The organism is Polynucleobacter hirudinilacicola, assembly GCF_002192535.1.
GTDB classification, from domain to species: Bacteria; Pseudomonadota; Gammaproteobacteria; order Burkholderiales; family Burkholderiaceae; genus Polynucleobacter; species Polynucleobacter hirudinilacicola.
Genome location: NZ_NAIA01000003.1, coordinates 897,308 through 911,703 on the forward strand (window position 1 = coordinate 897,308; position 14,396 = coordinate 911,703).

The window sequence follows — 14,396 nt, forward strand, 5'->3', positions numbered from 1 at the left end:
TTAAATAGCGGCGGCAATCGCCTTACCTAAATCATCGGTCTTTGCTGTACCACCAACATCTGGTGTTAATGGAGCATGACCGGGACCAGCGAGCAGAACCTTCTCAATTGCATTGAAAATTGCTTTGCCTGCCTCTGGATACCCAAGGTGGTCTAACATCATGGCCCCACTCCAAATTTGACCAATTGGATTAGCAATCATCTTGCCATAGATATCAGGAGCTGAGCCATGAACAGGCTCAAATAATGATGGGAATTTACCTTCTGGGTTAATACTTCCAGATGGTGCCACTGCAATCGTACCGGTACAGGCTGGACCTAAGTCGGAGAGAATGTCTCCAAACAAATTACTTGCAACAACTACATCAAAACGATCAGGATTCATCACAAAATGGGCTGACAATATATCAATGTGATATTTGTCGGTACGCACATCCGTAAATTTCTTAGACATTGCCTCTACGCGCTCATCCCAATATGGCATGGTGATTGCAATACCATTGGATTTAGTGGCAGAAGTTAAATGCTTTTTAGGACGACTCTGAGCTAAATCAAAGGCGTATTTCAAAATACGATCTACGCCCTGTCTAGTAAATACAGATTCTTGAATCACAAATTCACGATCGGTATCAGGGAACATCTTGCCGCCCACACTGGAATACTCGCCTTCGGTGTTTTCACGAACCACGAAGAAATCAATATCACCTGGTTTACGATTGGCCAAAGGGCAAGGAATACCAGGCAATAAGCGGACTGGACGTAAATTGACGTATTGATCAAAGCCACGTCGGAACTGAATTAAGCTGCCCCATAAAGAAACGTGGTCTGGAAGAATATCTGGCATGCCAACAGCGCCAAAAAAGATGGCGTCATATTTCATAAGAGTTTCAAACCAGTCGTCCGGCATCATCTTGCCGTGCTTGAGGTAGTAATCACAGCTAGCAAAATCAAAATGGTCAAACTGCATGCCCAGACCAAATTTACGATTTGCAGCCTCCAGTGTACGCACACCCTCAGGCATCACTTCTTTGCCAATTCCGTCACCAGGAATTACAGCAATTTTTGGGTTCTTGAAGATTTTTTTAGCGTTCATGGTTTATGTCTCAAATTATTAATAGTTCTATTTAATGCAATCGGATAATTTATACACTAGCTGATGGCACGGCGGATTTGATCTGGAGCAGACTTGCCGCCTTTAGTTACTGAATCACTATCGTATTCAGTCGTATTTTCAATCGTTTCCGGAGCATCCTCCAGCATACGGATATTATCCTTTGGACAGATGGGTGCACCATAACTAGCCCATTTTTTGAGCAAAGTGACCTCGTAGCCACATTGGCCGCATTTAGCCTTGCTACGGCTCGCATTACTGGGCCTTGGTGGCGGGAAAACAATCGCCTGGTGCGGATATGGGCCAAGTTCTTGGCTGATCATCATAAGCTTCACAGTCAACTCTTCGGTAGCATGCGCCATCCTAGCCGGACCCTCTAATCCTACGGTTTGAGCTATCCCCTTGAAGTCCTCTCCATGACCACTAAAGCAGTCATCTACAGCATGACATAGCTCATGTACCAGGGTATCGAGTAGCTGCACTGGATCATCAATTTTGGGAGAGATAAAGATCTCGTTAACACCCCCTCCAGAACGTTCTCTTGGCCAGCATTGGCCCAAGGTTGTTCTAGGGCTACTGGAGGCTGGAAAGCCACAGGAAACTCTTACTGGGGGAATGGCATAACCAGCCTTAGAAAATACGGGCTCAAGGTGTCTAACGGCATCTTCAAGCCATGCTTCACGGACAGAATGTTGCTTCATTGATCTACTTACTTTGCGCTCATGAGGGGATTTTAAAACGGTAAATTGCGATCATACGCCACCAACCGTAGAATAGGGTCTATGAAAGATCTAGAAAGCCTAAGCGCATCCCAAGCAGCAAAAGCCCTGTCCAAAAGAGAGATTAAGGCCACTGATTTACTCCTATCCTGTCTAGACCGTATTGGCCAGCGAGAAAGCATCGTCAAGGCTTGGGTAAGCCTTGGTAAGGAGAACGCCTTAACAAGAGCGAAAGATCTCGATAAGGGGGCAATTCAAGGTCTGCTGCATGGCCTACCAATTGGGGTTAAAGATTTATTTGACACCTACGACCTACCAACCGCCTATGGGTCACCTATTTATCAAAATAACTATCCTAGCTCGGATGCTGTTTCAGTCGCCCTGATGCGACAAGCTGGCGGAATTATTTTAGGCAAGACCGTCACAACAGAATTTGCCTCCTTCAAGGGTGGCATCACCACTAACCCTCATAACAAGAAACACACCCCCGGGGGTTCTTCTAGCGGCTCTGCAGCTGCGGTAGCCGACTTTATGGTGCCATTAGCTACTGGCAGTCAAACCGCCGGCTCAATTATTCGCCCTGCATCTTATTGTGGCGTAGTTGGCTTTAAACCGAGTCTTGGAAAAGTGAGTATCGCTGGTGCTAAAAGCTTATCGATATCCATGGATGTTTTAGGATGCTTTGGCCGCAGTGTAGAAGACGTTGCTCTCGGAATTGCCGCCATGAGTGGTGATCATGGGCTGGCTACTGTTAATGATCTCCATAACAAACCCAGAATTGGTATTTGCAAAACCGCTAATTGGTCTCATGCCCAAAAAGAAACTACTACTGCATTAGCAGTTGCTAGGCATGCTGCAGAATCTATTTGCAAGGGCACGGTTAGCGATCAAAAACTTCCAAAGGCATGTGATGGTTTAACGCAATCCCAAACTAACATCATGATGTCAGAGATGTCTCGTAGCCTACTTTTCGAACGCGTCCACTTTCCTAAAAAAATTAATCCCTTAATTAGTAAACTACTAAACGATGGCGCCCTTATTAGTTATGAGCAATATGCCAAAGATTTATCCATGGTTGAGCGCGCTAAAGCCTCAGTAGCAGATCTCTTTAGTAATGAGATTGATATCTTGATTGCCCCAAGCGCCACAGGGGAAGCACCATTAATTAAAGATGGTACAGGCGATCCTATTTTTTGCAGAGACTGGAGCATGCTAGGACTACCCTGCATCAATATCAATGTAGCCAGTGGGCCCAATGGCTTACCAGTAGGCGTTCAACTGATTGCCGGCCCAGGCAAAGATCATTTCTTATTAAGTGCAGCTAGAGCATTTGCACTAGCGTTGCCTGATCCCGTTTTGAGAGATCAGGCATAAAGCATTCTTAATCTAGTGTGATGTTCGCTGTTTTAATTGCTTTACTCCAAAATGGCAGCTCTTTTTTCAACAAAGTATCCATCTGGCCTGGGTTGAGGTAACGCACCTCAATACCAGCGGTATCAGCGCGCTCCTTAACCTCAGGTAAGGCCAAACTTTGTTTTACTGAATCCGTTAACTTGGTCACCACTGGAGCAGGTGTGCCAGCAGGCGCATATAGCGCGACCCAAGACTCTAATTGGAATGATGGTAAACCGGCTTCTGCAGTTGTTGGAACATTAGGCATGCCAGGGTGGCGATTTTTACCTGTCACTGCCAAACCTTTCAGCTTACCGCTCTGAACGTGCTGCATTAATGATGGTGGGGTACTAATAAAAACTTGTACCTGACCAGCCAATACATCCTGAATAGCAGGACCAGATCCCTTATATGGCACATGAACCATATCAACGCCAGTGGTCTGCTTAAAAATTTCTGTACCAATATGGGAGACTGAACCGTTTCCTTGGGAAGCGTAATTTAACTTACCAGGATTGGCTTTAGCGTAAGCAATAAACTCTTTTAAGTTATTCACTGGAATCGAAGGATGAACAGCGATCACATTGGTGGAGATCGTTAGTAAAGCGATTGGTGTGAAGTCTTTTAATGGATCCCAAGATAGTTTTTCAAATAGCGCGGGATTGCCAACGTGATAACCAGAATAAGAAATGAGCAATGTATAGCCATCCGGCTTGGCCTTTGCAACATATTGATATGCAGTATTGCCACTAGCGCCCGGTTTGTTGTCAACTACAACAGGTTGACCGATTACGCGGGTCAAAGGCTCGCTGAGAAGTCGTGCAGATGTATCTACAAGGCCTCCTGGTGGATTAGGCACAACCAGGGTAATGGGTCGGTCTGGAAATGTCTGCGCCCCAGCAAGCTGAGCTACTGTAGCAAAGGCCACAGTTAACAATAATTTATAGGTCATGTGTACTTTTCTCATAACGGTCTCCTAGAATTTTTCAATACTTTTTTAATGGTTTATCGCTGCCCTACTTTAACGCTTCCGAAAACAGCCTGGGCCTCCCTTGGCAGGCAGCGCCAGTAACGCTCATTCGCAGTCACCGTAGCACCCAAGGCGGCGGCCGCCTCCCAGCCCCAACGGGGCTTGTAAAGGAAGGCTCTGGCCAGAGCAATGAGGTCAGCATCACCATCTTGCAAGATTGCCTCAGCTTCATGCGGATCAGTAATCAAACCCACTGTCATGGTTGGTAAGCCTGATTGCTCTTTCACAATCTTTGCAAATGGAACTTGGTATTTTGGTCCTAAGGCGATTTTTTGCTTAGGAGAAATTCCACCAGAAGAAATATGAACAAAATTGCAACCTAAGGGTTTTAATTGTTTTGCAAAATCAGCCGTCTGTTCTGGTGTCCAGCCACCTTCAATCCAATCGCTAGCAGAAATACGAATACCCAAAACGCCTTGATAAGCAGATCTTACTGCAGCAAATAACTCTAATGGAAATCGAATGCGGTTTTCAAATGATCCGCCGTACTCGTCATTACGTTGATTGGCAATGGGTGATAAAAATTGATGCAGTAAATAACCATGAGCACCATGGAGCTCAATACCATCTACACCGATACGCTCTGCACGTTTTGCTGCAATGACAAAGTCTTCAATCAGTTGCTTGAGTTCAGCCTTGGATAATTCATGTGGAAGACGCTCTCCTTCAAGCTGAGGAATTGCAGAAGGTGCTAAGGTTTCCCAGCCACCCTGATCAGTTGATAGCAGTTGGCCGCCATCCCAAGGGGTTGCACTCGAGGCTTTACGTCCGGCATGAGCAAGTTGAATAAATACCGGGATTGGTGGTGCCAGCTTACACGCACGACTTAATTTATCTTTGAGAGCAGCTTCAGTGCGGTCATCCCACAAACCTAAACATGCGGGAGTAATTCGGCCCTCAGGAGTAACGCCCGTTGCCTCAATAATGAATAAAGAAGCACCGCTATTTAATAAATTACCCCAATGCATTAAATGCCAGTCTGTTGCCTCACCATTATTTGCCGAGTATTGGCACATTGGGGCAACCACAATGCGATTGGCTAATTCCAGCGATCCACGCGGTGAATTCAGGGTGTAGCTGGAGAACAAAAGACTCATGAGATACCTTAAAAAGCAGAAATTGGTCCAAAATTACGAAAATGATTCTAAAGCGATAAAATACTCCAATAGCAGAATAAACGAGACAAAGAAGTCTTGCTGACTTGGCGGTTGGTGGACCTCAGATGCCCAAAAACCCATACATGAAATAACCAGACGAGACTATGAACGCACCCAAAGCCTTTGATTCAAATGCTGATATCGGCCACTATGTTGGCGGCAACGTAGTAAACCCTAAAGATGGTCGCTTTGCCGATGTCTATAACCCCGCTAAGGGAGCTGTAGCACGCCGAGTGGCCCTCGCCAGCCGCAAGGAAGTAGATGCTGTAGTAGCTGTTGCTCAAAAGGCTTTTGAAAGCTGGGGTCAAACTAGTCCCTTAAGACGAGCCCGCATTCTTTTCAAATACCTAGAATTACTCAACGCCAATCGCGATGAATTAGCAGCCATCATTACAGCCGAACACGGCAAAGTATTTACCGATGCTCAGGGGGAAGTTACACGCGGTATTGAGATTCTAGAATTTGCTACTGGCATCCCTGAATTGCTCAAGGGTGACTACACAGAACAAGTTTCTACTGATATCGATAACTGGATCATGCGCCAACCCTTAGGCGTGGTTGCTGGCGTTACTCCATTTAACTTCCCGGTCATGGTGCCAATGTGGATGTTCCCGGTTGCTATTGCGTGCGGTAACACTTTCATTCTGAAGCCAAGTCCAACTGACCCATCAGCCTCACTATTTATGGCTAAGCTTCTGAAAGAAGCTGGTTTACCAGACGGCGTATTTAACGTAGTTCAAGGTGACAAAGAGGCGGTAGATGCCTTGATTGAAAATCCAGACGTTAAAGCGGTGAGCTTTGTTGGCTCGACGCCAATTGCCAATTATATCTATGAGCGTTGCGCTCACTTTGGCAAACGCTCACAGGCTTTAGGTGGTGCTAAGAACCACATGGTCATCATGCCTGACGCTGATATTGATAAGGCTATTGATGCGCTGATTGGTGCCGCATACGGCTCTGCAGGCGAACGCTGTATGGCGATTTCAGTAGCGGTATTAGTTGGCGATGTTGCAGATAGAATCATGCCAAAACTGATCGAGCGCACTAAAACTCTCAAGGTTAAGAATGGCATGGAGCTAGATGCTGAAATGGGCCCCATCGTTACCAAGGCGGCATTAGAGCGTATTACTGGCTATATCGAGAGCGGCGTTGCTTCTGGTGCCAAATTATTGGTTGATGGTCGCGGCTTAAAAGTACCGGGCAATGAAAACGGTTTCTTTATCGGCGGCACACTCTTTGATAACGTAAAGCCAGATATGAAGATTTACCTTGAAGAAATCTTTGGACCAGTGCTCTCCTGCTTACGAGTAGCAAACTTTACCGATGCCCTCAATCTGGTGAACTCTTGTGAGTTTGGCAACGGTGTTGCTTGCTTTACCAGTGATGGCAATATCGCTCGTGAATTTGCCCGTCGTGTTCAAGTTGGTATGGTTGGTATCAATGTGCCTATTCCAGTACCGATGGCTTGGCATGGCTTTGGCGGTTGGAAGAAATCCATTTTTGGTGATATGAATGCCTATGGCAAAGAAGGTGTTCGCTTCTATACCAAGCAAAAGAGCGTAATGCAGCGCTGGCCTGAGAGTATTGCTAAAGGCGCAGAGTTTGTGATGCCGACCTCAAAGTAATCGGACAGTTCAATAAAAATAGCGATCTACGGATCGCTATTTTTTTACTCTGAATGATTGGGCTTCTTATTGCAGCGTGTTTTTAAACGCTGGCATCAAGGGCATTGCTAAAACATCAATACCCTCTTCTCTTAAAGCCTCTGCCTCATCTAAGGTAGTCTGACCACGAATGCTCCGCTCTGGAGATTCCTTGTAGTGAATCTTTCTAGCTTCTTCAGCAAATGAATTGCCAACATCCTCAGATCGGCCCATGAGTTCACGCATTCCCTTTAGAAAGGCAGCCTGAACTTGAGCTTCTAGATGAGAATGATCTAGGCCCGTCAAAGCAACAACATTACCACTCAAACTGCCCGCATCTGTTTTAGAGACAGTCAACTCCGTCGAAGAAGATTTAGCGATATGGGGAGCAGAAGGCATCCGAGAAATATCAGTGCTGTCACATACAGGGCAGGCAAGCATCCCCTTATCCTGTTGAGACAGGCAATCCTCTTCAGAGGCAAACCACCCTTCAAAGCGGTGATCTAAGGGGCAAGCGAGGTTATAAACTTTCATAAAGCCTATATAGGGGCAAAAGTACTAAATTCAATAGCACTATTTTAGTCGGGTTTGCATAAACCCTATTTAATCGGCTGGGGATGTACCAAACCTCGACGGTAACGATCTAACCAGTAGGTAGAAATGGTGGTTTTAACATCGGTAATCTCGCCCTCTTCAACCCAGGTAATAAGCTGCTCAAGGGGCGCTGCAAAAACATCCAAAAACTCTTCTTCGTCTAAATGACTGGCACCGGGCACTAAATCTTCAGCTAAATAGATATCAATGAATTCGGTCGAATATGAAATCACTGGATGTATGCGACGAATATAGCTCCATTTTTTTGCTGTATAGCCAGTTTCCTCTGTAAGCTCTCTTTGTGCACACACCAGCGGGCTTTCATTAGGATCTAATTTACCTGCCGGAATTTCAATACAAGCTTTAGCAATTGGATAACGATATTGACGCTCTAAGAGCACCCTACCATCTTCTAATAAAGCAACGATAGCAACAGCACCAGGATGGGTTAAGTATTCTCTAACAGTTTCTTGTCCGTCAGGCAATGACACTTTATCTCGCTTCATCTTGAGGAAAATACCACCATAGATATCCTCACCAGAAATGCGCTCCTCACGCAAATGCTGATCGCCACTGGGTAAATCTTGAAATGATTTCTCGGTCATAAATGAGCATTCTCGTCTTTGATTATCTGATGATACAAAACTTCAATGACACTGTAGTAATGCTTATCTAGCTATCCTAAAACAATAAAGGCCCCTAATTGGAGCCTTTATATCTGGTTCAGAATCAGGATTAAGAACCCAGTAAAGTGCGGCGCATAGCGTCAAGACAAAGACTCATTAAACCAGCAGGAACAATACCGAGCACCAGCACTAGGATGCAATTGAGGCTCAGGATGCCCTTTGCATAGCCAGAGCCGCTAACGGCCATCTCATGCACCGGCTCATCGAAGTACATTACCTTCACTACGCGCAAGTAGTAGAAAGCACCAATCAGAGAGGCCATGACAGCAATAATCGCTAAGAAGGTATGCTCTCCATCAACCAAAGCTTCTAGAACACCCAATTTAGCGGCAAAGCCAACGGTTGGCGGAATGCCAGCTAGAGAGAACATCATCACCAGACCAATAAAGGCAAACCAAGGATGCTTCTTATTGAGACCTTTGAGGCCATCTAAAGTTTCGCAGTCATAGCCCTTGCGTGAGAGCGCCATTAACAAACCAAAGGTACCTAGTGTAGTTAATACATAGGTAATGGCATAAAACATCGAGGCGCTAAATGCATGCTCATCAAAGACTGACAACATGCCCAAAAGGACGAAACCCATTTGTGCGATGGCGGAATAAGCCAACATCCGCTTGACGTTAGTTTGGGCAATCGCCGTGACGTTACCAACAACCAAGGAGAGGACTGCTAGCACCACCAACATTGGTTGCCAATCACCCATGAGCGGCAACAAGGTGTTTATTAATAAACGGAATAGTAAGGCAAATGCAGCGATCTTAGGTGCAGCAGCAATCATCAGTGTTACTGCTGTTGGTGCACCTTGATAGACATCTGGCACCCACATATGGAAAGGAACAACGCCAAGCTTAAATGCTAAGCCAGACACAATAAAGACCAAACCAAATGCCATCACTAAATGATTAATACGGGGATCAGCAACCGTTTTAAAGATCTCAATCAGATCAAGCGAACCTGTAACACCGTAAAGCATTGACATGCCGTACAACAAAAATCCTGAAGCTAAAGCACCCAATATGAAGTACTTAATACCAGCCTCTACACTCTTCTCGCTGTTATGGCGCATCGCTACCAGTGCATAGGTAGGCAGTGCCATTAACTCTAGGCCGAGATATAAGGTCAAGAGATTTGCACCAGAGATCAATACCATTTGACCAAGCAAAGCCAGTAGCGCCAAAACAATAAAGTCTGGACGGAACAGTGCACGGTCGGTGAGGTACTGCTTGGAATAAATCAAACTAACTAGTACGGCGCCACATGAACAGGCTTTGAGCAAATTAGAGAATGGGTCTGATTGAAATAAGCCATTCATAGCTACAAGCGCTGGATCTCCCATGCGGCCCATGAATGCAAAAATCAGATAAACCAACAAGATGATGGTGAAGAAATATACAAAGCCTACTCCACGTGGAGTATGGAAGATGTCCTGCTCTACACCTGGAGTAGCAACGACTCTCTCGGGTACATAAACACTGGCAACCAATAACAAACAAGTTGCTACAAGTAAAACGAGTTCCGGCAGGACAGCGTATAGATCAAATTCTTGCATTTGCTTTTACTCAGAGTTTGCTTACAGCAACATGCTGCAGCAGATTAATGACGGCAGGATGGATGATGTCTGTAAATGGTTTTGGATATACGCCCATACCAATCACACAGATACTTAATACAGTCATCATGAAAAATTCGCGGGCATTGAGGTCTTTTAATTCTTCAACATGAGCATTGGTGATGGCGCCGAAGAATACGCGCTTAACCATCCACAATGAATATGCCGCACCCAGAATCAAGGCTGTTGAAGCTAAGATGCCGATCACAAAGTCGTAATCTACCGCCGCCAATATCACCATGAATTCACCAACGAATCCAGAGGTTGCCGGTAAACCGCAGTTAGCCATCGCCATCAATACTGCAAAAGCCGTGAACGCTGGCATACGATGCACAACTCCGCCGTAATCAGCAATCTGGCGGGTATGCATACGATCATAGAGCACGCCAATCGAGAGGAACATCGCACCAGCCACAAAACCATGTGAAATCATCTGCACAATACCGCCCTCAATACCCAATGGACTAAAGAGGAAGAAGCCAAGGGTGACGAAGCCCATGTGCGCAACCGATGAATAGGCTACGAGCTTTTTCATATCCTTTTGCACCAAGGCTACTGCACCTACATAAATAACGGCAACCAATGATAGGAAGATGATGAACGGGCCGAGGTATTGACTTGCATCTGGAGCGATTGGCAAGGAGAAGCGCAAGAAACCATAGGCGCCAAGCTTCAACATGATCGCCGCCAAGACTACAGAACCGCCTGTAGGTGCTTCGACGTGCACGTCTGGTAACCAAGTATGCAACGGCCACATTGGCACCTTCACCGCAAAAGCCATGAAGAATGCAAAGAACAACAAGATTTGCTCAACGATATCGAGGCGAGCATTTTGCCAAACCAGGATATCAAAGCTATTGGTCACGTTGTACAAATACAGCATGGCAACCAAGGTCAACAAGGATCCAAGCAAGGTATATAAGAAGAATTTAAATGCTGCGTAGATACGGTTGTGACCACCCCATACGCCAATGATGATATACATCGGTATTAAGGTTGCCTCAAAGAATACATAGAACAACAAGGCATCAAGAGCACAAAATACGCCGATCATCAATCCAGAAAGGATCATGAATGAGGCCATGTATTGCGATACCTTGGTATCAATCACTTCCCAGGCAGCAATCACCACGAAAATATTGATGAATGCTGTCAGCACAATGAACCAAACAGAAATACCATCAATACCAAGGAAATAATTGATGTCGTAACGCGGTATCCAGCTGATCTTCTCTACAAACTGCATACCTGGATTAGCAATATCAAACTGAATAATCAAAGGCAGCGTTGCAATGAAGCCAATGATGGATCCAATGAGCGCTAACCAGCGAACACCAGCAGATGGCTTCTCAGACCCATAGAACAAAATAATGAGTCCAAAAACAATCGGGGTCCAGATGGCGTAAGAAAGAATCATAATGGCTACTTAAGTAACAAAGGCCTAGCGAACAAAAGGCAGGTAAGCATACAAAACCCAAGCTAGCAATGCCGCTAAGCCTGCAATCATTGCAAAGGCATAGTGGTAGAGGTAACCGGATTGCAAATGGCGGATTACACCGGCAAAGCGACCTACTGTGTAAGCGCTACCGTTAACAAAGAAACCGTCAATGACCTTCTGGTCACCGCGATGCCATAAGATCCCGCCGATCCAAATGAGACCTTTGGCAAAGACTGCTTGATTCAAATCATCAAGATAGTATTTGTTATCAAATAATTTTTTGATTGGCGCAAAAGTTTCTGCAAATTTAGCAGGCAACTTTGGAGCCCAGAGATAACCAATTGCAGCCGTTAACACGCCGAGCACAACCAAGAGCAATACTGGCGTACTAAATGCATGGATTGCCATTGCAATAGGGCCATGGAACTCATCTTCGAGCTCTTTCATAATTGGATGACGCACCACATCAATAAAGATAGAGTCGCCAAAGAATGTGCCGAATAATAATGGCGTGATGGTGTAAAAACCAATAATCACAGAAGGGATAGCCAAGAGAATCAATGGCACAGTGACCACCGCTGGAGACTCATGCGGTTTTTCACCGGGAGCCAAACCATGATGTGCATGGTCGTCGCCCTGCTCTGCATGCTCATGATGATCATGTGCATGTGAATCCGCATGACCCCAACGTGCCTTGCCGTGGAATACCCAGAAGTACAAACGGAATGAATACAAGGCAGTTACAAAGACGCTTGCCATCACAGCAAAATAAGCGAAGCCTGAACCGGGAATGTGGCTCGCAGCGACTGCTTCAATAATGGAATCTTTGGAATAGAAGCCGGAGAAGAACGGCGTGCCAATCAAGGCCAAGTTTCCGAGCAACATCATCAAGCAAGTAATAGGCATGTATTTCCAGAGACCGCCCATCTTGCGCATATCTTGTTCGTGGTGCATACCCAAGATCACGCTTCCAGCTGCAAGGAATAGTAAGGCCTTAAAGAATGCGTGTGTCATTAAGTGGAAGATTGCCACTGGATAGGCTGAGACACCCAAAGCTACGGTCATGTAACCCAATTGGGACAGGGTTGAATATGCAACCACCCGTTTGATATCGTTTTGCACAATACCCAAGAAGCCCATGAAGAGCGCAGTAATCGAGCCAATGATCAAGATGAAACTCAGGGCAACATCCGATAGCTCAAATAATGGTGACATGCGTGACACCATGAAGATTCCTGCGGTAACCATCGTCGCCGCATGAATCAATGCAGAAATGGGAGTTGGGCCTTCCATCGAATCTGGTAGCCATACGTGTAAGGGAAATTGTGCTGATTTACCCATAGCACCGATAAACAAACAGATACAGGCAACAGTGAGTAAGCTCCAGTTGGTGCCAGGTAAGGTTTGTGCTGCTAAGGCAGCGTTTTGAGCAAAGATCACGTCATATTGCATTGAGCCAGTGCTTGCAAGCAATAAACCGATACCCAGAATGAAACCAAAGTCTCCAACACGATTTACCAAGAAGGCTTTCATATTGGCAAATACAGCAGACTGACGCTCAAAATAGAAGCCAATCAGAAGATAGGAAACTACGCCCACTGCTTCCCAACCAAAGAAGAGTTGCAAGAGGTTATTGCTCATCACCAGCATCAACATGGCGAAGGTAAACAAAGAAATATAAGAGAAGAAACGGTTGTAGCCCTCTTCACCTTTCATGTAGCCAATGGTGTAGATGTGAACCATGAGCGAAACAAAGGTCACGACACACATCATGGTTGCCGTTAATGGATCAATCAAGAAACCAATATCCAGATTCAACTCACCCAATTGCATCCAACGATAGACAGTGCCGTTGAAATAGAAACCATCCATCACTTGCACTAAAACATTGCAAGAAAGTGCAAATGCAATCGCCACACCTAAGATCGTGACAAATTGACAGGCGCCATGACCGATGCGGTTACCGCCTAATTTAGTTCCAAAGAAACCGGCAATCATGGAGCCAATCAATGGCGCCAGAGGAATTGCGCAGAGAACGGGAATATTTAAGGTCAATTGCATGACTAGCCTTTTAGGTGGTCAAGATCATCGGCATTAATGGTGTCAACCTTGCGGAAGAGCACAACCAAGATTGCCAAACCGATAGCTGCCTCAGCAGCTGCCACAGTCAAAATAAAGAATACGAATACTTGACCTGCCATATCACCCAGATAATGAGAGAAAGCAACAAAGTTCATATTGACCGCTAGAAGCATCAATTCAATTGCCATCAAAAGAACGATGACATTCTTGCGATTTAAGAAGATGCCAATCACGCTGGTAGCAAACAGAATTGCACCAAGCACTAAATAGTGAGCTAGAGTGATATTCATTTCTTCTCCCCTCTAGTATCTTGCTTGGCACCCATATCTGAGCCCATTTTTACAACGCGCATTCGGTCAGCGGCAACCACATTAACTTGCTCATGAATATTCTGAGATTTAGAATCTTTGCGATTACGCAGTGTTAATGCCACAGCAGCAATAATTGCCACCAAAAGAATCACGCCAGCAACTTCAAAGGCATAAACGTAATCTACAAAAATTAATCTACCCAGAGCCAAGGTATTGTTTGCAGCAATCTCTTCCGGCATCGGCTGCACAGGTGCATTCGTACCGATGAAGCTACGAATAATCACGATCGATAGTTCTAAAACGATAACAGCACCCATTAAGAATGCAACCGGGAGATATTTTCTAAAGTCACGACGTAAATGCTCTAAATCGAGATCCAACATCATCACCACGAAGAGGAAAAGAACCATCACGGCGCCGACATAAACCAAGATGAGGGCCAAACTTAAGAATTCGGCCTTAAGCAACATCCAGAGCCCGGAAGCACAGAAGAAAGCCAAGACCAAAAACAGTGCGGCATGCACTGGATTTCGCGCTGTAATCACGCGTAATGCAGAAATAACCAGCAAGCCTGCAAATGCGTAAAAGAAAACAGCAAATAAAGTGGATGGATCGAATGTCATGG

The 14,396-nt window shown here is 45.4% G+C and carries 13 protein-coding genes; 2 read left to right on the forward strand and 11 right to left on the reverse strand.

Annotated elements, in window-relative coordinates; translation table 11 throughout:
- Entirely contained in the window at positions 1-1,092 is a 1,092-nt protein-coding gene (locus tag B6A14_RS08670) for a tartrate dehydrogenase (protein WP_087910061.1), read from the reverse strand.
- A gap of 56 nt (positions 1,093-1,148) precedes the next feature.
- Positions 1,149-1,811 carry a SprT family zinc-dependent metalloprotease gene (locus B6A14_RS08675; RefSeq protein WP_087910062.1) on the reverse strand — a complete coding sequence of 221 codons (663 nt, stop codon included), beginning with the start codon at positions 1,809-1,811 and terminating at the stop codon, positions 1,149-1,151.
- A gap of 81 nt (positions 1,812-1,892) precedes the next feature.
- On the opposite strand from B6A14_RS08675, the gene B6A14_RS08680 reads away from it, so the two are divergent.
- Positions 1,893-3,203, forward strand: a complete 1,311-nt coding sequence (locus tag B6A14_RS08680) for an amidase (RefSeq protein WP_087910063.1) — start codon at positions 1,893-1,895, stop codon at positions 3,201-3,203.
- Positions 3,204-3,210: 7 nt separating this feature from the next.
- On the opposite strand, the gene B6A14_RS08685 is transcribed toward B6A14_RS08680, so the two are convergent.
- Positions 3,211-4,173 (reverse strand): Bug family tripartite tricarboxylate transporter substrate binding protein, encoded by a 963-nt coding sequence (locus B6A14_RS08685; RefSeq protein WP_236635727.1) that lies wholly within the window; start codon positions 4,171-4,173, stop codon positions 3,211-3,213.
- 53 nt (positions 4,174-4,226) lie between these two features.
- Positions 4,227-5,348, reverse strand: coding sequence for an NADH:flavin oxidoreductase/NADH oxidase (locus B6A14_RS08690; protein WP_087910065.1), 1,122 nt, complete (start codon positions 5,346-5,348; stop codon positions 4,227-4,229).
- A 164-nt stretch (positions 5,349-5,512) separates the two neighbouring features.
- Here B6A14_RS08690 and B6A14_RS08695 point away from each other — a divergent pair, with 164 nt between their 5' ends.
- The gene (locus B6A14_RS08695) at positions 5,513-7,033 is read left to right on the forward strand and encodes a CoA-acylating methylmalonate-semialdehyde dehydrogenase (RefSeq protein ID WP_087910066.1); all 1,521 of its coding nucleotides are present in this window, start codon (positions 5,513-5,515) and stop codon (positions 7,031-7,033) included.
- Positions 7,034-7,099: 66 nt separating this feature from the next.
- Here B6A14_RS08695 and B6A14_RS08700 read toward each other — a convergent pair whose 3' ends face one another.
- The 7 genes from B6A14_RS08700 to B6A14_RS08730 form a co-directional block, all read right to left on the reverse strand.
- Positions 7,100-7,585, reverse strand: coding sequence for a DUF1178 family protein (locus B6A14_RS08700; protein ID WP_087910067.1), 486 nt, complete (start codon positions 7,583-7,585; stop codon positions 7,100-7,102).
- Between the two features lie 65 nt (positions 7,586-7,650).
- On the reverse strand, positions 7,651-8,250 hold the full coding sequence (locus B6A14_RS08705) for an NUDIX domain-containing protein (RefSeq protein WP_087910068.1): 600 nt from the start codon (positions 8,248-8,250) through the stop codon (positions 7,651-7,653).
- Positions 8,251-8,380: 130 nt separating this feature from the next.
- Positions 8,381-9,880, reverse strand: coding sequence for an NADH-quinone oxidoreductase subunit NuoN (gene nuoN, locus B6A14_RS08710; protein WP_087910069.1), 1,500 nt, complete (start codon positions 9,878-9,880; stop codon positions 8,381-8,383).
- Positions 9,881-9,890: 10 nt separating this feature from the next.
- A complete protein-coding gene (locus B6A14_RS08715; RefSeq protein WP_087910070.1) occupies positions 9,891-11,357 on the reverse strand; it encodes an NADH-quinone oxidoreductase subunit M in 1,467 nt (488 codons plus the stop codon).
- A gap of 24 nt (positions 11,358-11,381) precedes the next feature.
- Positions 11,382-13,439, reverse strand: coding sequence for an NADH-quinone oxidoreductase subunit L (gene nuoL / locus B6A14_RS08720; protein ID WP_087910071.1), 2,058 nt, complete (start codon positions 13,437-13,439; stop codon positions 11,382-11,384).
- A gap of 2 nt (positions 13,440-13,441) precedes the next feature.
- Positions 13,442-13,750, reverse strand: coding sequence for an NADH-quinone oxidoreductase subunit NuoK (gene nuoK, locus B6A14_RS08725; RefSeq protein WP_087910072.1), 309 nt, complete (start codon positions 13,748-13,750; stop codon positions 13,442-13,444).
- Positions 13,747-14,394 (reverse strand): NADH-quinone oxidoreductase subunit J, encoded by a 648-nt coding sequence (locus B6A14_RS08730; RefSeq protein WP_087910073.1) that lies wholly within the window; start codon positions 14,392-14,394, stop codon positions 13,747-13,749. The genes nuoK and B6A14_RS08730 overlap by 4 nt, the downstream gene beginning before the upstream one ends.
- Positions 14,395-14,396: the final 2 nt, after the last annotated feature.

Excerpts from the sequence above, each read along its gene's own strand:
- nuoN (WP_087910069.1), bottom strand. The coding sequence starts at position 9,880 with ATGCAAGAATTTGATCTATACGCTGTCCTGCCGGAACTCGTTTTACTT.
- B6A14_RS08695 (WP_087910066.1), top strand. The coding sequence starts at position 5,513 with ATGAACGCACCCAAAGCCTTTGATTCAAATGCTGATATCGGCCACTAT.
- nuoK (WP_087910072.1), bottom strand. The coding sequence starts at position 13,750 with ATGAATATCACTCTAGCTCACTATTTAGTGCTTGGTGCAATTCTGTTT.
- B6A14_RS08675 (WP_087910062.1), bottom strand. The coding sequence starts at position 1,811 with ATGAAGCAACATTCTGTCCGTGAAGCATGGCTTGAAGATGCCGTTAGA.
- B6A14_RS08715 (WP_087910070.1), bottom strand. The coding sequence starts at position 11,357 with ATGATTCTTTCTTACGCCATCTGGACCCCGATTGTTTTTGGACTCATT.
- B6A14_RS08680 (WP_087910063.1), top strand. The coding sequence starts at position 1,893 with ATGAAAGATCTAGAAAGCCTAAGCGCATCCCAAGCAGCAAAAGCCCTG.
- nuoL (WP_087910071.1), bottom strand. The coding sequence starts at position 13,439 with ATGCAATTGACCTTAAATATTCCCGTTCTCTGCGCAATTCCTCTGGCG.
- B6A14_RS08705 (WP_087910068.1), bottom strand. The coding sequence starts at position 8,250 with ATGACCGAGAAATCATTTCAAGATTTACCCAGTGGCGATCAGCATTTG.
- B6A14_RS08730 (WP_087910073.1), bottom strand. The coding sequence starts at position 14,394 with ATGACATTCGATCCATCCACTTTATTTGCTGTTTTCTTTTACGCATTT.
- B6A14_RS08685 (WP_236635727.1), bottom strand. The coding sequence starts at position 4,173 with ATGACCTATAAATTATTGTTAACTGTGGCCTTTGCTACAGTAGCTCAG.
- B6A14_RS08690 (WP_087910065.1), bottom strand. The coding sequence starts at position 5,348 with ATGAGTCTTTTGTTCTCCAGCTACACCCTGAATTCACCGCGTGGATCG.
- B6A14_RS08700 (WP_087910067.1), bottom strand. The coding sequence starts at position 7,585 with ATGAAAGTTTATAACCTCGCTTGCCCCTTAGATCACCGCTTTGAAGGG.
- B6A14_RS08670 (WP_087910061.1), bottom strand. The coding sequence starts at position 1,092 with ATGAACGCTAAAAAAATCTTCAAGAACCCAAAAATTGCTGTAATTCCT.